Annotated in this window: 16 protein-coding genes; all 16 read left to right on the top strand. The window is 72.7% G+C overall.

The window, feature by feature from the left end; translation table 11 throughout:
* The first annotated feature begins 16 nt into the window (after window positions 1-16).
* Window positions 17-1,648 (top strand): F0F1 ATP synthase subunit alpha, encoded by a 1,632-nt coding sequence (gene atpA, locus ACFTZA_RS09315; RefSeq protein ID WP_378193180.1) that lies wholly within the window; start codon window positions 17-19, stop codon window positions 1,646-1,648.
* Between the two features lie 2 nt (window positions 1,649-1,650).
* Complete coding sequence (locus tag ACFTZA_RS09320) at window positions 1,651-2,547, top strand: F0F1 ATP synthase subunit gamma (RefSeq protein ID WP_378193183.1); 897 nt, start codon at window positions 1,651-1,653, stop codon at window positions 2,545-2,547.
* Window positions 2,548-2,647: 100 nt separating this feature from the next.
* On the top strand, window positions 2,648-4,132 hold the full coding sequence (atpD, locus tag ACFTZA_RS09325; protein ID WP_378193186.1) for a F0F1 ATP synthase subunit beta: 1,485 nt from the start codon (window positions 2,648-2,650) through the stop codon (window positions 4,130-4,132).
* Between the two features lie 166 nt (window positions 4,133-4,298).
* Window positions 4,299-4,568, top strand: coding sequence for a F0F1 ATP synthase subunit epsilon (locus ACFTZA_RS09330; RefSeq protein ID WP_378193190.1), 270 nt, complete (start codon window positions 4,299-4,301; stop codon window positions 4,566-4,568).
* 19 nt (window positions 4,569-4,587) lie between these two features.
* The gene (locus ACFTZA_RS09335) at window positions 4,588-5,010 is read left to right on the top strand and encodes a DUF2550 domain-containing protein (protein WP_378193193.1); all 423 of its coding nucleotides are present in this window, start codon (window positions 4,588-4,590) and stop codon (window positions 5,008-5,010) included.
* 49 nt (window positions 5,011-5,059) lie between these two features.
* Window positions 5,060-5,755 (top strand): endonuclease NucS, encoded by a 696-nt coding sequence (gene nucS, locus ACFTZA_RS09340; protein WP_378193196.1) that lies wholly within the window; start codon window positions 5,060-5,062, stop codon window positions 5,753-5,755.
* Between the two features lie 180 nt (window positions 5,756-5,935).
* Window positions 5,936-6,679 (top strand): TetR family transcriptional regulator, encoded by a 744-nt coding sequence (locus tag ACFTZA_RS09345; protein WP_378193200.1) that lies wholly within the window; start codon window positions 5,936-5,938, stop codon window positions 6,677-6,679.
* The gene (locus tag ACFTZA_RS09350; RefSeq protein ID WP_378193203.1) at window positions 6,676-7,695 is read left to right on the top strand and encodes a YndJ family transporter; all 1,020 of its coding nucleotides are present in this window, start codon (window positions 6,676-6,678) and stop codon (window positions 7,693-7,695) included. Before ACFTZA_RS09345 ends, ACFTZA_RS09350 begins: the two co-directional genes overlap by 4 nt.
* Window positions 7,692-8,213 carry a DUF1990 family protein gene (locus ACFTZA_RS09355; RefSeq protein ID WP_378193206.1) on the top strand — a complete coding sequence of 174 codons (522 nt, stop codon included), beginning with the start codon at window positions 7,692-7,694 and terminating at the stop codon, window positions 8,211-8,213. Before ACFTZA_RS09350 ends, ACFTZA_RS09355 begins: the two co-directional genes overlap by 4 nt.
* Before the next feature lie 46 nt (window positions 8,214-8,259).
* Window positions 8,260-9,528 (top strand): N-acetylglucosamine-6-phosphate deacetylase, encoded by a 1,269-nt coding sequence (locus ACFTZA_RS09360; RefSeq protein ID WP_378193209.1) that lies wholly within the window; start codon window positions 8,260-8,262, stop codon window positions 9,526-9,528.
* A gap of 197 nt (window positions 9,529-9,725) precedes the next feature.
* The gene (locus tag ACFTZA_RS09365) at window positions 9,726-10,778 is read left to right on the top strand and encodes a LacI family DNA-binding transcriptional regulator (protein ID WP_378193212.1); all 1,053 of its coding nucleotides are present in this window, start codon (window positions 9,726-9,728) and stop codon (window positions 10,776-10,778) included.
* Window positions 10,779-10,854: 76 nt separating this feature from the next.
* Window positions 10,855-12,156, top strand: coding sequence for an ABC transporter substrate-binding protein (locus tag ACFTZA_RS09370; RefSeq protein WP_378193215.1), 1,302 nt, complete (start codon window positions 10,855-10,857; stop codon window positions 12,154-12,156).
* Between the two features lie 136 nt (window positions 12,157-12,292).
* Window positions 12,293-13,261 carry a carbohydrate ABC transporter permease gene (locus ACFTZA_RS09375; RefSeq protein WP_378193218.1) on the top strand — a complete coding sequence of 323 codons (969 nt, stop codon included), beginning with the start codon at window positions 12,293-12,295 and terminating at the stop codon, window positions 13,259-13,261.
* A complete protein-coding gene (locus tag ACFTZA_RS09380; protein WP_378193221.1) occupies window positions 13,261-14,163 on the top strand; it encodes a carbohydrate ABC transporter permease in 903 nt (300 codons plus the stop codon). The genes ACFTZA_RS09375 and ACFTZA_RS09380 overlap by 1 nt, the downstream gene beginning before the upstream one ends.
* A 78-nt stretch (window positions 14,164-14,241) precedes the next feature.
* Window positions 14,242-16,557, top strand: a complete 2,316-nt coding sequence (gene yicI / locus ACFTZA_RS09385) for an alpha-xylosidase (protein WP_378193224.1) — start codon at window positions 14,242-14,244, stop codon at window positions 16,555-16,557.
* Window positions 16,558-16,706: 149 nt separating this feature from the next.
* Window positions 16,707-18,197, top strand: coding sequence for a GH1 family beta-glucosidase (locus ACFTZA_RS09390; RefSeq protein WP_378193227.1), 1,491 nt, complete (start codon window positions 16,707-16,709; stop codon window positions 18,195-18,197).
* Window positions 18,198-18,640 lie beyond the last annotated feature (443 nt).

Raw genomic sequence — 18,640 nt, forward strand, 5'->3', positions numbered from 1 at the left:
CGACAGGAGAAGAGCAATGGCTGAGCTGACGATCCGGCCGGAGGAGATCCGGGCCGCTCTGGACAGCTTCGTGAAGTCCTACGAGCCCGAGGGCGCCGTGTCCGAGGAGGTGGGCCGGGTCACCCTGGCCGCCGACGGCATCGCCCAGGTCGAGGGTCTCCCGGGCGCGATGGCCAACGAGCTGCTGCGCTTCGAGGACGGGACCCTCGGTCTCGCCCTCAACCTCGACGTCCGCGAGATCGGTGTCGTCGTCCTCGGCGAGTTCACCGGCATCGAGGAGGGCCAGGAGGTCCGCCGTACCGGCGAGGTCCTCTCGGTGCCCGTCGGCGAGGGGTACCTCGGCCGCGTGGTCGACCCGCTCGGCAACCCGATCGACGGCCTCGGCGCCGTCGAGACGGACGCTCGCCGCGCCCTCGAGCTGCAGGCCCCCGGCGTCATGGCCCGCAAGTCGGTCCACGAGCCGCTGCAGACCGGCCTCAAGGCGATCGACTCGATGATCCCGATCGGCCGCGGCCAGCGTCAGCTCATCATCGGCGACCGCCAGACGGGCAAGACGGCGATCGCGATCGACACGATCATCAACCAGAAGGCGAACTGGGAGTCGGGCGACCCGAGCAAGCAGGTCCGCTGCATCTACGTCGCGGTGGGCCAGAAGGGCTCCACCATCGCGTCCGTGCGCGGCGCGCTCGAGGACGCGGGCGCGCTCGAGTACACGACGATCGTCGCGGCCCCGGCCTCCGACCCCGCGGGCTTCAAGTACCTCGCCCCGTACACCGGCTCGGCGATCGGCCAGCACTGGATGTACGACGGCAAGCACGTCCTCATCATCTTCGACGACCTGTCGAAGCAGGCCGAGGCGTACCGCGCCGTGTCGCTGCTCCTGCGTCGCCCGCCGGGCCGCGAGGCGTACCCGGGTGACGTCTTCTACCTGCACTCCCGCCTGCTCGAGCGCTGCGCGAAGCTCTCCGACGAGCTCGGCGCCGGGTCGATGACCGGCTTGCCGATCATCGAGACGAAGGCGAACGACGTGTCGGCCTACATCCCGACGAACGTCATCTCCATCACCGACGGCCAGATCTTCCTCCAGTCGGACCTCTTCAACGCCGACCAGCGTCCCGCGGTGGACGTCGGCATCTCGGTCTCCCGCGTGGGTGGCGACGCCCAGGTCAAGGCCATGAAGAAGGTCTCGGGCACGCTGAAGCTCGAGCTGGCGCAGTACCGCTCGCTCGAGGCGTTCGCGATGTTCGCGTCCGACCTCGACGCGGCCTCGCGCGGCCAGCTGCAGCGCGGCGCGGTGCTCATGGAGCTGCTCAAGCAGGGCCAGTACTCGCCGTTCCCCGTCGAGGAGCAGGTCGCCTCGATCTGGGCCGGCACGAAGGGCAAGATCGACGACGTCCCGGTCGAGGACGTGCGTCGCTTCGAGTCCGAGATGCTCGAGCACCTGCGTCGCAACACGGGCGTGCTCTCCGCGATCGCCGAGACGGGCAAGCTCGAGGAGGCGACCGAGTCCGAGCTCGCGTCCGCCGTCGACGCGTTCCGCAACGGCTTCCTCAAGGGCGACGGCTCGCCGCTGGTCGGCGGCGACGACGTCGAGGACGAGGGCGCGGACGTGGAGCAGGAGCAGATCGTCCGGCAGAAGAGGGCCTGAGCATGGCCGGGTCCCAGCGCGTCTACAAGCAGCGGATCAAGTCGACGCAGTCGCTCAAGAAGATGTTCCGCGCGCAGGAGCTCATCGCCGCGTCCCGGATCGGGAAGGCGCGAGCCCGCACCGCGGCCGCGACGCCGTACGCGCGCGCCATCACGCGCGCGGTCTCGGCGGTGGCGACGCACTCGTCGACGCAGCACCCGCTGACGAGCGAGCGCACGGACACCAACCGTGTCGCGGTGCTCGTCGTCGCCTCCGACCGCGGGATGGCCGGCTCCTACTCGGCGTCGATCCTGCGCGAGGCCGAGCGCCTCGTGGAGCGTCTGACGGCCGAGGGCAAGGAGGTCGCGCTCTACGCGTCCGGCCGCCGGGCGATCTCGTACTACACGTTCCGCGGGCGCGAGCTCGCGGGCACGTGGTCGTACGGGTCCGACGCCCCGGACGCGGACGTGGCGGGCGAGATCGCCGAGACTCTCCTCGGGGCGTTCCTCGCCCCGGTCGCGGAGGGCGGAGTGAGCGAGCTGCACATCGTCCACACGCAGTTCGTCAACATGGTCACGCAGCGCCCGCGCGTGGTGCGGATGCTGCCGCTCGAGGTCGTGGAAGGCGTCGCGCCCGCCGGGAAGCACGACGTGCTGCCGCTCTACGAGTTCGAGCCGTCGCCGGAGGCCGTGCTGGACGCGCTGCTGCCGCGCTACGTGCGCAGCCGCATCTTCAGCTGCCTCCTCGAGGCCGCGGCGTCCGAGCTGGCGGCACGCCAGCGCGCGATGCACACGGCCACGGACAACGCCGAGGACCTCATCCGCACCTACACCCGGCTCGCGAACCAGGCCCGGCAGGCGGACATCACCCAGGAGATCAGCGAGATCGTCTCGGGTGCCGACGCGCTGGCGGCCTCATGACGCCCCGCCGGGTGGTCCGGGCCGCCGCGCCCGCCACCATCACCGACATCCTGACCGAACCCGCCGGGCAGCGTTCCGGCACTGCGAAGCGAGGCAAGCAATGACCGCCACCACCGTGGAAGCAGCACGCGGCGCGGCCCCGTCCGGGCCGGGAACCGGCCGAGTCGCTCGTGTGATCGGCCCCGTCGTGGACATCGAGTTCCCGGCGGACGCGATCCCCGACATCTACAACGCGCTCAAGGTCGACATCGACCTGTCCTCGCAGGGCGAGGGCGAGAAGAGCTTCACGCTCATGCTCGAGGTCGCGCAGCACCTCGGCGACTCGCTCGTGCGCGCCATCGCGCTCAAGCCGACCGACGGCCTGGTCCGCGGCGCGCAGGTCACCGACACGGGCGCGCCGATCAGCGTCCCGGTCGGCGACGTGACCAAGGGTCGCGTCTTCAACGTGACCGGCGACGTCCTCAACGCCGACGAGGGCGAGCGCATCGAGATCACCGAGCGCTGGCCCATCCACCGCAAGCCCCCGGCGTTCGACCAGCTCGAGTCCAAGACGCAGATGTTCGAGACCGGCATCAAGGTCATCGACCTGCTCACCCCGTACGTGCAGGGTGGGAAGATCGGCCTCTTCGGCGGCGCGGGCGTCGGCAAGACGGTCCTCATCCAGGAGATGATCCAGCGCGTCGCGCAGGACCACGGCGGTGTCTCCGTGTTCGCCGGCGTCGGCGAGCGCACGCGTGAGGGCAACGACCTGATCCACGAGATGGAGGACGCGGGCGTCTTCGACAAGACGGCGCTCGTGTTCGGCCAGATGGACGAGCCGCCGGGCACGCGCCTCCGCGTGGCCCTGTCCGCGCTGACGATGGCGGAGTACTTCCGCGACGTCAAGAAGCAGGACGTGCTGCTGTTCATCGACAACATCTTCCGCTTCACGCAGGCGGGCTCCGAGGTGTCGACGTTGCTCGGCCGCATGCCGTCCGCGGTGGGCTACCAGCCGAACCTCGCCGACGAGATGGGCCTCCTCCAGGAGCGCATCACCTCGACGCGCGGTCACTCCATCACGTCGCTCCAGGCGATCTACGTCCCGGCCGACGACTACACGGACCCGGCGCCGGCGACGACGTTCGCCCACCTCGACGCGACGACGGAGCTCTCCCGCGAGATCGCCTCGCGCGGTCTGTACCCCGCGGTGGACCCGCTCGCGTCGACGTCCCGCATCCTCGACCCGCGCTACGTGGGCCAGGAGCACTACGACGTCGCCACGCGCGTGAAGTCGATCCTGCAGCGCAACAAGGAGCTCCAGGACATCATCGCGATCCTCGGCGTGGACGAGCTGTCGGAGGAGGACAAGACGGTCGTCGCGCGTGCGCGCCGCATCCAGCAGTTCCTCTCCCAGAACACGTACATGGCCGAGAAGTTCACGGGCGTCGTCGGCTCGACCGTGCCGCTCAGCGAGACGATCGAGGCGTTCAAGAAGATCGCGGACGGCGAGTTCGACCACATCGCCGAGCAGGCCTTCTACAACATCGGCGGTCTCGAGGACCTCGAGCGCAACTGGGCCCGCATCCAGGAGGAGTACGGCTCCTGACGCACCGACCGCGCGGGGCCGGGCCGTCCGGCACGGCCCCGCGCGCCGTCGTGGTCCGCGGTCCGGTGACGGGCCGCACGAGAACGTCCGCCGGACGAGGTCCACGTGAGCCGGGACCACGGTCCGGCCCCGAGCCGGGCCGAGCACCGGGAATGAAGGAGTTGCAGTGGCTGAGCTGAACGTCGACCTCGTGGCGGCGGACCGCAAGATCTGGTCGGGAGTGGCGTCGCGCGTGAGCGCCCCGGCGGCGGACGGCGAGATCGGCATCCTCGCCGGGCACTCGCCGCTGCTGTCCGTGCTCCAGGAGGGCACGGTGCGGATCGCGGTCGCGACGGGCGCACCGGTCGAGGTGCGCGTCACCGGCGGGTTCCTGTCGGTCGACGCGGACCAGGTGACGATCGTCGCGGACTCGGCCGAGCCCGCGTCCGGCCGCTGACCACCAGGACCGCACCACGATGACGCTCCCCGCCTGGATCGCGCTCGGGCTGCTCCTCGCAGCCCTGGTCGTGGTCGGGCTGGGCGCGCTGCGCCTGCGGGCGCTCTCGCACCGTGTCGGGTCGTTCGAGTGCGGGGCCCGGCCCGCGGGCGTCGAGAACGCCTCGTGGACCCTGGGCATCGCGCACTACGGGGTGGGGCGCATCGACTGGTGGCGTTCCTGGTCCCTGTCCTGGCGGCCCGCACGCACGTGGGCGCGCCACGACCTCTCGATCATCGGCCGGGAGCCGTTCACCGGGGCGGACGCACGTCCCGACACGTACCTCGTGCGGTGCCGGTACCACGGGCAGGAGTTCCAGCTCACGATGGCGCGCGCCGCGTACGAAGGACTCGCCTCGTGGCTCGAGGCGGCGCCGCCCGGCCGGCGCGACGTCGTCGTCTGACGCGGTCGACGTCGTCCCGCCCGCCGCCGCGCACCACCCGGAAGGACCCATGCGTCTCGTCGTCGCCCGCTGCTCCGCCCGCTACACGGGGCGGCTGTCCGCCCACCTGCCGCTCGCGACCCGCGTGCTCCTCGTCAAGGCTGACGGGAGCGTGCTGCTCCACTCCGACGGCGGTTCGTACAAGCCGCTGAACTGGATGAGCCCGCCGTGCTCGCTGGCCGTGCGGGCCCCCGAGGAGGAGGCCGTGTCGCGTGGGGTGAGCGAGGTCTGGGCCGTGCAGCACGCCAAGAGCGACGACCGCCTCGAGATCGAGCTCCACGAGGTCCTGCACGACAGCTCGCACGACCTCGGCGTCGACCCCGGCCTGGTCAAGGACGGCGTCGAGGCCCACCTGCAGGAGATGCTCGCCGCGCAGATCGAGCTCCTCGGCTCGGGGCACACGCTGGTGCGCCGCGAGTACCCGACCGCGATCGGCCCGGTCGACATCCTCGCCAAGGACGCGGACGGCGCGACGGTCGCCGTCGAGATCAAGCGACGGGGTGACATCGACGGTGTCGAGCAGCTGACGCGCTATCTCGAGCTGCTCAACCGCGACCCGCTCCTCGCCCCCGTGCGCGGGATCTTCGCGGCGCGGGAGATCAAGCCGCAGGCGCGCGTGCTCGCGACCGACCGCGGGATCGGGTGCCTCGTGCTCGACTACGACGCCATGCGCGGCGTCGACGACGTGGAGTCGCGTCTCTTCTGAGCCGCCGCCCGGCCGCCGCCCGGCCGCCGCCCGGCCGCGGCCCGGGTGCGTGGTCGGGTCCGGGCGCGTCGCACGCGCCGCGTGGGCGCTCGAGGCCGCTCCGTGCCCGGTGACGCCGGGCCGTCGACACGCATGGTACTTTCTGAACATGTTCAAAACAGGCGGGGTCGGGTACCGGCGATGAGCGGCGCGACGCCGAAGTCGGACCGGACGCGCGCGCACGTGCGCGAGGTCGCGATCCGCATGCTGCGCGACGTCGGGTACGAGCGCACGACGATGCGCGGCATCGCCGAGGCGGCCGGCGTGAGCACCGGCAACGCGTACTACCACTTCGCGTCCAAGGACGCCCTGGTGCAGGAGCTCTACCTCGAGGTCCAGCACGAGCACGCCGCGCTCGCCGCCCCCGTCCTCGCGGCGGGAGGGACGCTCACGGACCGTCTGCGCGGTGTCTGGCACGCGGGCGTCGACGCGTTCGAGCCGTTCCACGCGTTCGGTGCCGGGTTCCTGTCGGTGGCGATCCGGCCGGGTTCGGACGCGAGCCCGTTCTCCGCGGCGTCCGGCCCGGCGCGCGAGGCGTCCCGCGCGCTGTTCGAGGAGGTGGTCGCGGGAGCCGAGCCGGCGGTCCCCTCGCGGCTGCGGGCCGAGCTCCCGGAGCTGCTGTGGCTCGCCCAGCTCGGCGTCACGCTGTTCTGGGTCCACGACACCTCGCCCGGTCGCGCACGCACGCGGCGCCTCGTCGAGCAGGGTGCGGCGCTGGTCGGCCACGTCGTGCGCCTGTCCCGGCTGCCCGTGGCTCGCGGCGTCGTGGACGACGCGCTCCGACTCGTGCGCGCGGTGCATCCCGAGCGCCCCGGTCCGGAGCCCGACGAGGCGACGGCACGCCGCCTGCCCGAGAGCCCCGCGACCGAGGAGGGGACCGCGTGAGCGCCGGCGGCGACGCCGTGGTGGCCGCTCTCGTGGTGCTGGGCATGCTGGTCGTCCTGCCGCTGGGCCTGCGGCTCCTCGGCCCGGGCGTCGTACCCGCACCACGCTCGCCGCTCTGGGTCCTGGCGGGCGTCGCCGGAGCGACGAGCCTCGCCGTGCCCCGCGGGCCGCTCGCCGTGGCGCTGGCCGCGTGCTTCGGCGCGGCGACGGCGGTCCTCGTCCTCGCCGCGGCCCGGCTCGCGGTACGGGCGTCGGCACCCGCGCCGAGGGAGCGGGGTCTGCCGGTACCCGTTCGTGCCGCGACGGGGGCGACGACGGTCGTGGGACTCGTGCTGCCGGGCGTCGGCGCCGCCGCGCTCGTCGCCGAGCGGGGTGGGTGGGGCCTGCTCGGGTTCGACGGCACGTACCTCGCGCTCACCGTGCCGCACATGCTCTACGCGGGCTTCGGGGCCGCCCTGGTCGCCGGCTCGGTCGCCGCCCTCGCGCGGCGGGACGGCGGGCCCGACGCGTTCGCGGTGGCCGGGGCGTGGGGCGTCCCGCTCGGCACGGGGCTCGTGCTCGTGGGGTACTTCGTGGGGGACGTCGCCGAGCTGGCCGGTGCGCTGGTGCTCGCGCTCGCCCTCTGGGCGACGGCGTGGGCGACCGTGCGGTCGCTCGTCCGTGACGGCGCCGTGCCGTCGGCGGCCCGGGCGCTGCTCGCCGTCGGCGCGGTCGCCGTCGCCGTCGCGATGCTGCTCGCGGTCTGGTGGGCGGCGGGGGAGGCCATGGGGTTCCCGCACCCCGGGCTGGACGTGATGGCGGCCACGCACGGCGTCGCGAACGCCCTCGGCTTCGTGCTGTGCTCGCTCCTCGCCGTGCGGCTGGTCCGCAACGCTGCGGAGACACGGACGGCGGACCGGGCAGCCGTCGCCGCGAGCGCCGACGTGGCGCCGCCGGCGCCGGACGACGACGCGCGGGCGACCGCACCGCGCGGACGAGGTGGCGACGTGCCGCCCGCAGGAGAGGAGACCGCATGAGCTTCACGTACCCCGAGGTCGGGGCGACGCGCACCGGGGGCCGGCCGGCCGGCTACCGGTACCTGACGGTGCGGCACCGGTTGTCGCGCCACGCGCACCCGGTGGAGGACCTCGCGTGGCTCGGCGAGCAGCTCCTCACCTGGCGGGTGCACGCCGCGTCCCGGGTGCGCGTCGAGGCCGATGCCGCCGTCGTGGCTCCCGGGGTGCGCGTCACGACGCTCCTCGGTCTCGGTCCCGCGGTCCTGCGCGAGGCGTGCGAGGTGGTGTGGGTCGAGCGTGGCGCGGACCGCGTCGCGTTCGGGTACGGGACGCTGCCGGGTCACGCGTTCGTGGGGGAGGAGATGTTCGCGGTCGAGCGGGACGCCGCGGGCGACCTGTGGTGGCGCATCGAGGTCTTCAGCCGTCCCGTGCTGTGGTGGCTGCGCCCGATCGCCTGGGCGATCCCGACCTTCCGACGTGCGTTCGCGCACCACCTCGGCCGCGGTGCCGCCCGGCTCCTGGCGCGTCGCGCCACCTGAGCACCTATTTGCACGCGGGGTGTACGAAGTGCGCCAGAATGGAGCCATGGCCGAGCCGCACGCACCTCGCCCCGTGCCCGACGACGCGCGTCGGGGCACCCCCCGCGTCCTCACCGGCCGCGTCGTGACGCCCGTCGCGGTGCTCGACGACGGAGCGGTCGTCCTCGACGGCGACCGCATCGCGTGGGTCGGCCCGCGCGTCGACGCCCCCACGGCCGGGTTCCCCGACGCCGGCCCCGCCGGGACCGGCACGATCCTCCCCGGCCTCGTCGACCTCCACGACCACGGCGGCGGCGGCGTGAGCTTCCCCGACGCGACGAGCGCGGACGAGGCGCGCGCCGCCGTGCACGAGCACCTGCGCCACGGCACGACGAGCCTCGTGGCCTCCCTCGTGACCGCTCCGCGCGAGGTGCTGCTCGCGCGTACCGCGACGCTCGCCGAGCTCGCGGACGACGACGAGCTCGCGGGCATCCACCTCGAGGGTCCGTTCCTCTCCGCGGCGCGCTGCGGAGCCCAGAACCCGCACGACATGCTCCACGGCGACCCCGACCTCGTCCGCGCGGTGGCCGCCGCCGCCCGGGGACACCTGCGCACCATGACGGTCGCGCCGGAGGTGCCGGGCGTCGTCGGGCGCGGAGGGGTGATCGAGGCGCTCGCGGACGCCGGCGCCGTCCCGTCGATCGGGCACACCGACGCGAGCGCGGAGCAGACCGAGGCGGCGGTCTCGGCCGCGCTCGGGGCGCTCGCGGCCTCGGGGCGGCCCGGTGCACGGCTGACCGCGACGCACCTGTTCAACGGGATGCGGCCACTGCACCACCGTGACCCGGGGCCGGTCGCGGCGTGCCTGGCGGCGGCGGCCCGTGGCGAGATGGTGGTCGAGCTCGTCGCGGACGGGACGCATCTCGCGCCCGGCACGGTGCGCAGCGTCATGGGTCTCGTCGGCCCGCGGGACGGTGTCGCGCTCGTCACGGACGCCATGGCTGCCGCCGGGATGCCGGACGGCGCGTACGACCTCGGGCCGGTCCGCGTCACCGTCGAGAGCGGCGTGGCGCGGCTCGCCGAGGGCGGGGCGATCGCGGGCGGCACGTCCCACCTCCTGGACGTCGTCCGCGCGACCGTGGCCGCCGGCGTGGGCCTCGTGGATGCCGTGCGCGCGGCGTCGTGGACGCCTGCCGCGGTGCTCGGGGCGCCCGACGTCGGGGGGCTCGTCGCCGGGCGCCGCGCGGACGTCGTGGTGACGGACCCCGACCTGCGCGTGCGCGAGGTCTGGCGCGGGGGTCGGCGCGTCGCCGGGGCCGACGTCCGCCGCGGCTGACGCTCGCGGCACCCCGTACCTCTCCCTCGATCGCGAGCTCTTTCGACCCAGGGGCTTGACGAACCCCTTTTGTTCATCCAATACTCCTTACAGCGAAGCGCTTCGACGATGCGTTTCGACGAAGCGCTTCGATGCACTTCGCCCCGGCCGCCCGGCGGCCCGGGCAGCGGCGGACCGACCACAGGGGAGTGGCGAGGATGGCGACGATGCAGGACGTGGCGCGACGTGCCCAGGTCTCGCTGAGCACCGTGTCCTACGCCCTCTCGGGGACGCGCCCGGTCTCGGACGCCACGCGACGGCGCATCGAGGACGCGATGAGCGAGCTCGGCTACCAGCCGAACGCCATGGCCCGGGGCCTGGCGTCGCGCCGCAGCAACGTGCTCGCGCTCATCTACCCGGCCATGGAGAAGGGGCTCGGGGGGACGGTCGCGGAGTTCGTCTCGAGCGCCGCCGACACCGCCCGGGAGAACGGCTACCACCTGGTCCTGTGGCCCTTCCGCACGACGCAGGCGCCCGAGGTCCGCGACCTCGTGCGCCAGGGGATGGCGGACGGGGTCCTCCTCATGGAGGTCGCCCTCGACGACGACCGGGTCGACGTCCTGGACGAGGCCGAGGTGCCGTACACGATGATCGGTCGCACGCGCGACGTCACGGACCGGCCGTCGGTCGACATCGACTTCGACCGGACGACCGAGGAGGCCGTGCGCCACCTCGCCGACCTCGGGCACCGGCACATCGCGTTCGTCAACCACTCGCAGGCGACGGTCGAGGACGGGTACGCGCCGACGTTCCGCGCCGAGGAGGGGTTCGAGACCGCGATGCGCGCCCGCGGCCTGGAGCCGATCAGCCTGCGCGTCGACGAGTCGCCGGAGGCGGGCCGCACGGCCGTCGGCCGGCTGCTCGACACCGAGCCGCGCCTCACGGCGCTGGTGACCATGAACGAGATCGCGACGTTCGGCGTCGTGGCCGAGCTCCAGCAGCGCGGCATCGCGATCCCTGCCGACATGTCGATCCTGTCGATCGTCACGTCACCCGGGGTCGGGGCGATGAGCAACCCGCCCCTGACCACCATGCACGCGCCGGGGGCCGAGCTCGGCCGCCTGGGCGTGCAGAAGCTGCTGTCCCTCGTGGACGGCTCCCGTCCGAGCACACCGAACGTGCTCATCCCCTGCGCGCTCGAGCCCGGAAGCAGCGTCGCACCCGCGGCGCACCGCGACGAGCGCGCCGACGGCGGGCTCCCGGCCCGCTGACCCACAACGGACCGGGCCGAGACCCGGTCGCTCGTCCGGCCGCGTGCGCCGGAGACTCGATGAGGAGGACACGCACATGCTGCGATCCCGGAAGATCCCGTTCGTCGCTGCTGCGACAGTCGCGCTCCCGCTCGCCCTCGCGGCGTGCGGCAACGGCGGCAGCGGGGGGTCCGACGACCAGACCCTGACCATCTGGCACTACGAGAACGACGACTCCGCGATGGGCCAGGCCTGGGCGCGGGCGATCGAGATCTTCGAGGAGGAGAACCCCGACGTCGAGGTCGTCGTCGAGAAGCAGACCTTCGAGCAGATCCAGAAGAACGCCAAGATCGTCCTCACCGGCGACGACGTGCCCGACGTCATGGAGTACAACAAGGGCAACGCCACCGCCGGGCAGCTCGCGGCGCAGGGCCTGCTCACCCCGCTCACGGACGCCGCCGAGGAGCGCGGCTGGACGGACAAGCTCAGCGGGTCGCTCCAGACGACCGCGACGTACGACGAGCAGGGCCTCATGGGGTCGGGCGAGTGGTACGGCGTGCCGAACTACGGCGAGTTCGTCGGCGTCTACTACAACAAGGAGATGTTCGCCGAGCACGGGCTCGAGGTGCCGACGACGCTCGAGGAGTTCGAGACCGTCATGCAGACGTTCGTGGACGCGGGCATCACCCCGCTCGCGGAGGCCGGCGCGGAGTACCCGATGGGCCAGCTCTGGTACGAGCTCGTCCTCGCGAACGCGGACCGTGAGTTCGTCGACCGGTACCAGCTGTTCGACGGCGAGGTCGACTTCCACGGACCCGAGATGACGGCCGCGACGGAGACGCTCGACGAGTGGATCAAGGCCAGCTACGTCGCCGACGACTCCGCCGCGCTGACCGCCGAGGACATGGGCGTCTCCTTCATCAACGGCACCTACCCGATGATGGTCTCCGGCTCGTGGTGGTTCGGCCGCGTCGTCGAGGAGATGGACGCCGACTGGGGTCAGTTCAACTTCCCGGGGAACACGCTGCAGGTCGGCTCGTCCGGCAACCTGTGGGTCGTGCCCGCCAACGCGGACTCGCCGGACCTCGCCGAGGAGTTCATCGACATCACGCTGCGCCCGGAGGTGCAGGACGTGCTCGCGGAGAAGGGCGGCCTGCCCGTCGCCGGCGACGCGTCCGTCATCAGCGACGAGCGCACCAAGGAGCTCACCGAGAACTTCCAGGCCATCCTCGACGAGGACGGCCTCGCGTTCTACCCCGACTGGCCGGTCCCCGGCTACTACGACGTCGTGGTGAGCCAGCTCCAGTCGCTCATCAACCAGTCGAAGACGCCGGACGAGGTCCTCGACGGCCTGCAGACGCCCTACGAGGAGGGCAAGGCGGACCTGCTCGACAGCTGACCGCCGCGGGGCCGGTCGCCGCCCGGCGGCCGGCCCCGACGCGCGGGGCGCGTCCCGCACCCGTGCACGTCCCGCGCCGGCCCGGCGCACCGCACCGCTCCCGCCACCACTGACGCCCTCGGCGAAGGAGACCGTCATGCCCACCCGAACCGACGCGGCCCCCGGCTCGACCGGCCGCGCGACGGCGAGCCCGCGCCGTCGGCGCCGACCCGCCTGGGTGCCGTACCTGCCCTACCTGATCCCCGGCGCGGTCGCCTTCGTCGTCGTGATCGGCTACCCGTTCGCGATGAACGTGTACTACAGCCTGTTCAAGTGGCGCGGCGGCATGGCGCCGCTGCGCTGGAACGGGCTCGGCAACTACGCCGACCTCATGGGCGACGCGGCCTTCTGGACGTCGTTCCAGAACTCGATCGCGATGATCGTCGCCATGGTGGTCGTGCCGACCCTCGTCGGCCTGATCCTCGCTGCGGTCCTGTTCGACTACCTCGGCCGGCGCTTCGGCCCGCGCGTCGCGGCGTTCCTGCGCGCGACGTACTACCTGCCGCAGATCCTCCCGGTCGCCGTGGCCGGCGTGCTGTGGAACTGGATCCTGAACTCCCAGACGGGCGCGCTCAACGTCGTCCTGCGGGGCATCGGGATCGAGGACCCGCCGAACTGGCTGGGCGACACGACCACCGCCCTGCCGAGCGTCATGCTCGTGCTCATCTGGGTGCAGATGGGCTACCCGGTCGTCATCTTCATGTCCGCGCTCCAGCGCGTGGACCCCGAGCTGTACGAGGCGGCCGAGCTCGACGGCGCGGGCTGGTGGCGCCGGTTCCGGGCTATCACCATCCCGCAGATCCGGCCGGAGACGTTCGTCGTCACGCTGACGTGCACGGTCGCGGCGCTCAAGGTGTTCGGCCCGATCTACGTGCTCACGCGCGGCGGGCCGGAGAGCTCGACCCTCGTGCCGAGCTACTACTCGTACCTCAACTTCTTCGACAAGTCGAAGGTCGGCTACGGCGCCGCCGTCGCGACCGTCCTCACCGTCGTCATCATCGTCGTCGCGGTCGTGATCCTGGCTCTGCAGAACCGGGCCGAGCGCCGAGAGCAGGAGGGTCGCTGATGACCGCCACCGCCGTACCCGCCCGGACCGCCCCGGCGCAGGCCCCGCCGACCCGCCCGCGCAAGCAGGACGCCCGCCACAAGCGAGGCGTCGGGCGCTGGCTCGTGCTCGCGCTCGCCGTCGTGGTGGCGCTGGCCATGCTCGCCCCATTCGTCATCATGGTGCTCAACGCGTTCAAGTCGCCGGCGCAGTACTCGCAGGACGGGCCGCTGAGCATCCCGACCGAGCTGTACCTCGAGGGCGTGCAGAACTTCTGGACCCGCACCAACTTCCCGCAGAAGCTGTGGAACTCGGTGTTCATCTCGGCGATCGTCGCCGTCGGCGGCACGCTGCTGTCGCTCCTCAACGCGTACGCGATCGGCGTCGGGCGCATCAGGGGCCGGATGTGGATCGTCACGCTGTTCCTCGTGGCGAACATGCTGCCGCAGGAGGCGCTGATCTACCCGCTGTTCGACATGGCGCAGCAGGTGGGCCTGTCCAACTCGCAGTGGTCCGTGATCATCATCTTCACCGTCATCCAGTCGGCGTTCGGCACGTACCTCCTGGCGTCCGTGCTCGGGACGTTCCCGCCCGCGCTGCTCGAGGCGGCGGCGCTCGACGGCGCGAGCCGCTGGCGCATCCTGTGGCAGGTCGTCTACCCGATCGTCAAGCCCACCCTGGGCGTCCTGATGATCTTCTTCTTCATCTGGACGTGGAACGAGTTCTTCATCCCGCTGGTCATGCTGACGACCAACGACACCCAGACGATCCCCATCGCGCTCGCGTCGCTCCAGGGCGACCGGATGATGGACGCCCCGACGACGAACGCGGGCGCCCTCGTCTCACTGATCCCGGCGGTGATCTTCTTCCTCATCTTCCAGCGCACGCTCACGCGCGGCGTGACGGCCGGTGCGGTCAAGTGACCGCCCGCCCGACCCGCCCGCGCGCGGCCCCGCACGCGGCGCACCCCTGACCGGCACCGAACGAAGGAAGCACCACCCATGAAGTTCACCGACGGGTACTGGCAGGTCCGGCCCGGCATCCACCCGCTCTACGCGGCCGAGGTCGACGACGTCCGCGCCGACGAGGCGGCCGGCACGCTCACCGTCTACGCGCCGACGGCGCGCATCCGCGGGCGGGGCGACACGCTCAACCGTCCGATGCTCACGACGACGTACTCCTCGCCCGCCCCGGGCGTGATCCGGGTGCGCGTCGAGCACCACGCGGGCGCGGTGCGCCGCGAGCCGTCGTTCGCCGTGGCGGCCGAGGACGGGTTCCGCCCGGAGCTCCAGGTGGACGACGACGTCGCGGTGCTGCGCTCGAAGGACCTCGCCGTGCGCGTGCACCGCGGCGGACGGTGGCGCGTGGACTTCGAGTCCGGCGGCGAGGTGCTCACGTCGTCGCTGCCCAAGTCGGTGGCGGCGGTGACGTCGGACGACGGCGGCGCGTGGGTCCACGAGCAGCTGAGCCTGGACCCGGGCGAGCTCGTGTACGGCCTGGGGGAGCGCTTCGGCCCGCTCGCGAAGAACGGCCAGACGGTCGACATCTGGAACGAGGACGGCGGCACGTCGAGCGAGCAGGCGTACAAGAACGTGCCGCTCTACGTGACCACCAAGGGGTACGGCGTCTTCGTCGACCACCCGGAGCGCGTGTCGTTCGAGGTGGGCTCGGAGATGAACACGCGCGTCCAGTTCTCGGTCGAGGGCCAGTCGCTCGAGTACCTCGTCATCCAGGGCCCGACGCCGAAGGACGTGCTGACCCGGTACACCGCGCTCACCGGCCGGCCCGCCCGCGTGCCGGCGTGGTCCTTCGGTCTGTGGCTGTCGACGTCGTTCACGACGAGCTACGACGAGGAGACCGTCACCGGCTTCATCGAGGGCATGGCCGAGCGCGACCTGCCGCTGTCGGTGTTCCACTTCGACTGCTTCTGGATGCGCGAGTACCAGTGGGTCGACTTCGAGTGGGACCCGCGCACGTTCCCCGACCCCGAGGGCATGCTGCGCCGGCTGCACGACCGCGGGCTCAAGGTGTGCGTCTGGATCAACCCGTACGTGGCGCAACGCTCGCCGCTCTTCGCGGAGGCCGCCGAGCGCGGGTTCCTCCTGCGCCGCACGGACGGCAGCGTGTGGCAGTGGGACATGTGGCAGGCAGGCATGGGCCTCGTCGACTTCACCAACCCGGACGCGACCGCGTGGTACGTCGGCAAGCTCGAGGCGCTGCTCGACCAGGGCGTGGACTGCTTCAAGACCGACTTCGGCGAGCGCATCCCGGTCGACGACGTCGTCTGGCACGACGGGTCGGACCCGCAGCGCATGCACAACTACTACGCGCAGCTGTACAACGAGGCCGTCTTCCGCCTGCTCGAGCGCCGGCGCGGCGAGGGCGACGCGGTGCTCTTCGCCCGCTCCGCCACCGCCGGCGGCCAGCAGCTGCCCGTGCACTGGGGCGGGGACTGCGACTCGACGTACGCGTCGATGGCCGAGTCGCTGCGTGGTGGCCTCTCGCTCGCGATGTCGGGCTTCGGCTACTGGAGCCACGACATCGGCGGGTTCGAGGGCACGCCGGACCCGGGCGTGTTCAAGCGCTGGCTCGCGTTCGGCCTGCTGTCGTCCCACTCGCGCCTGCACGGCTCGGGGTCGTACCGCGTCCCGTGGGCGTTCGACGAGGAGGCGGTCGACGTCACGCGCCGCTTCACGCACCTCAAGCTCTCGCTCATGCCGTACCTCGGGCGCGTCGCGGAGGAGGCCCACGCGCTGGGCCACCCCATGATGCGGCCGATGGTGCTCGAGTTCCCGCAGGACCGCAGCGCGCACACCGCGGACACGCAGTACCTGCTCGGCGACGCGCTCCTCGTCGCGCCGGTGTTCCGCGCCGACGGCCGCGTCGAGTACTACGTGCCCGAGGGCACGTGGACCCGCCTCGTCGACGGCGCGGCCGACGGCCCGGCCGCCGGCCTGCCCCGCACGGTGACCGGTCCGTGCTGGGTCACCGAGACCCACGGGTTCGACTCCCTGCCCGTGCTCGTCCGGCCCGGCACGGTGCTGCCCGTCGGGGCGCGCGCCGACCGGCCCGACTACGCGTGGGCGGACGGCGTGACGCTCCACGCGTACGAGCTCCCCGACGGCTACGACGGGACGGTCCAGGTGCCCGGTCCCGACGGCGGACCGGGCGCCACGTTCCGCGTCGTGCGCGACGGCGCGGTGGTGACCGCGACGTCCGACGACGCACCGGGTGCTTGGACGCTGCGCCACGGCACGGCGTCCGCCGAGGCGAGCGGTGCCGCGACCGTCTCGGTCGACGTCCCGACCGACGCCTGAGGCGCGCCCTCGGTCGCCCGGGCGGGCGGGGTCCCGATCCGCCCGGGCCGACCCGTATCCTGGGGGACGACGACGTGGAAGCGCTCCCACGTCGTCGTCCACCTGACGAACCGACCATCGCCGCACCACGACCGATCAGCGAGGACCTCGTGACCACCCACACCACCGCCCCGTCCGCGCCCGGCACCGACGCCGCCCCTGCGACGTCGGGCGCCCGCACCTTCCCCGCCGACTTCGTCTGGGGCTCCGCCACGGCCTCCTACCAGATCGAGGGAGGCGCAGCCGAGGGCGGCCGCACCCCGTCCATCTGGGACACCTACTCCCACACCCCCGGCCGCACCCTCAACGGCGACACCGGCGACGTCGCCGACGACCACTACCACCGGTGGGCCGAGGACGTGCAGCACATCGCCGACCTCGGGCTCGGCGCCTACCGCTTCTCCATCTCCTGGTCGCGCGTGCAGCCCGGCGGCACCGGGCCCCTCAACCCTGAGGGCGTCGCGTTCTACTCGCGGCTCCTCGACGCGCTCCTCGAGAAGGGCGTCAAGCCGGTCGTCACGCTCTACCACTGGGACCTGCCCCAGGAGCTCGAGGACGCCGGCGGCTGGGCCAACCGCGACACCGCGTACGCGTTCGCCGAGTACGCCCGCCACATGGCGCGCGAGCTCGGGGACCGCGTCGACACGTGGACCACCCTCAACGAGCCCTGGTGCTCCGCCTACCTCGGCTACGGCTCCGGCGTGCACGCCCCCGGCCGCACCGAGCCCGCCGCGGCGCTCGCCGCCGTCCACCACCTCAACCTCGCCCACGGGCTCGCCGTCGCCGCGATCCGCGACGAGCTCGGGGAGGACGTGCGGACGTCCATCACGCTCAACCTGCACGTCATCCGCCCCGACGACCCGTCGTCGGACGCCGACCGCGACGCCGTGCGGAAGATCGACGCCCTCGCCAACCGCGCGTTCCTCGCCCCCGTCCTCGACGGCGCGTACCCGCAGGACCTCCTCGACGACACCGCGCACGTCAGCGACTGGTCGTTCGTGCACGACGGCGACCTCGAGCTCGTCCGCCAGCCGCTGTCGGTCCTCGGCGTCAACTACTACTCGACCGTGCGCGTACGGCACCACGACGGCACGGGGGAGCGCGCCGAGAACGACGGCCACGGCGCCTCCAGCCACAGCCCGTGGATCGGCGTCACCGACGTCGAGTTCGTCCAGCAGCCCGGCCCGTACACCGCCATGGGCTGGAACATCGAGCCCGCCGGCATGACCGAGCTCCTCGTGTCCGTCGCCCGGACCTACCCCGACCAGCCCATGATGGTCACCGAGAACGGCGCCGCGTTCCACGACGAGGTCACCGTCGACGCCGACGGCACCCGCCGCGTCCACGACGACCGGCGCGTCGCCTACCTCCACGACCACGTCGACGCCGTCGGCGCCGCGATCGACGCCGGTGCGGACGTGCGCGGGTACTTCGCGTGGTCGCTCCTCGACAACTTCGAGTGGGGGTACGGCTACGACCGCCGGTTCGGCATCATCCGCGTCGACTACGACACGCTCGAGCGCACGTGGAAGGACTCCGCGCACTGGTACCGCCGGCTCGCGACGTCGGGCGTGCTCCCGGGGGTCGACGAGACGCGCTGAGTGCTCTCGACCGAGGCCCGTCCGTGGGAGAGTCCCCGCGGGCGGGCCTCTTGTGCGTCCTGGGCGTGCGTCCGCGGTCGGCCCTCCGTGGTCGGCCCTCCGCGGGCGGGGTCGCGGGTCTACCATCCGCCGCTCGTGCCTCGCGGCTCCCGCCAGACCTGCCACGACCCGCGACCCCGCCCGCTCCGGTCCGCCCGCTCCGGTCCGCCCGCTCCGGTCCGCCCGCTCCGGTCCGCCCGCTCCGGTCCGCCCGCTCCGGTCCGCCCACTCCGGTCCGCCCGCTCCGGTCCGCCCACTCCGGTCCGCCCGCTCCGGTCCGCTCGTGGGGTCGACGCGCGCCGAGGGTGCACTGTCGGCCGTCGGGAAGCCGTCGTGGCCGTGACGTTTCTCGCAAGAGCGCGACACGCCGAGACGTCGGGACGAGTTCGCGAGTTTCGGCCCGC

The organism is Cellulosimicrobium sp. NPDC057127 (assembly GCF_042670945.1).
Taxonomy (GTDB): Bacteria; Actinomycetota; Actinomycetes; order Actinomycetales; family Cellulomonadaceae; genus Cellulosimicrobium.

Coding starts and splice junctions, on each gene's coding strand:
- atpA (WP_378193180.1), top strand. CDS start 17: ATGGCTGAGCTGACGATCCGGCCGGAGGAGATCCGGGCCGCTCTGGAC.
- ACFTZA_RS09320 (WP_378193183.1), top strand. CDS start 1,651: ATGGCCGGGTCCCAGCGCGTCTACAAGCAGCGGATCAAGTCGACGCAG.
- atpD (WP_378193186.1), top strand. CDS start 2,648: ATGACCGCCACCACCGTGGAAGCAGCACGCGGCGCGGCCCCGTCCGGG.
- ACFTZA_RS09335 (WP_378193193.1), top strand. CDS start 4,588: ATGACGCTCCCCGCCTGGATCGCGCTCGGGCTGCTCCTCGCAGCCCTG.
- nucS (WP_378193196.1), top strand. CDS start 5,060: ATGCGTCTCGTCGTCGCCCGCTGCTCCGCCCGCTACACGGGGCGGCTG.
- ACFTZA_RS09345 (WP_378193200.1), top strand. CDS start 5,936: ATGAGCGGCGCGACGCCGAAGTCGGACCGGACGCGCGCGCACGTGCGC.
- ACFTZA_RS09355 (WP_378193206.1), top strand. CDS start 7,692: ATGAGCTTCACGTACCCCGAGGTCGGGGCGACGCGCACCGGGGGCCGG.
- ACFTZA_RS09360 (WP_378193209.1), top strand. CDS start 8,260: ATGGCCGAGCCGCACGCACCTCGCCCCGTGCCCGACGACGCGCGTCGG.
- ACFTZA_RS09365 (WP_378193212.1), top strand. CDS start 9,726: ATGGCGACGATGCAGGACGTGGCGCGACGTGCCCAGGTCTCGCTGAGC.
- ACFTZA_RS09370 (WP_378193215.1), top strand. CDS start 10,855: ATGCTGCGATCCCGGAAGATCCCGTTCGTCGCTGCTGCGACAGTCGCG.
- ACFTZA_RS09375 (WP_378193218.1), top strand. CDS start 12,293: ATGCCCACCCGAACCGACGCGGCCCCCGGCTCGACCGGCCGCGCGACG.
- ACFTZA_RS09380 (WP_378193221.1), top strand. CDS start 13,261: ATGACCGCCACCGCCGTACCCGCCCGGACCGCCCCGGCGCAGGCCCCG.
- yicI (WP_378193224.1), top strand. CDS start 14,242: ATGAAGTTCACCGACGGGTACTGGCAGGTCCGGCCCGGCATCCACCCG.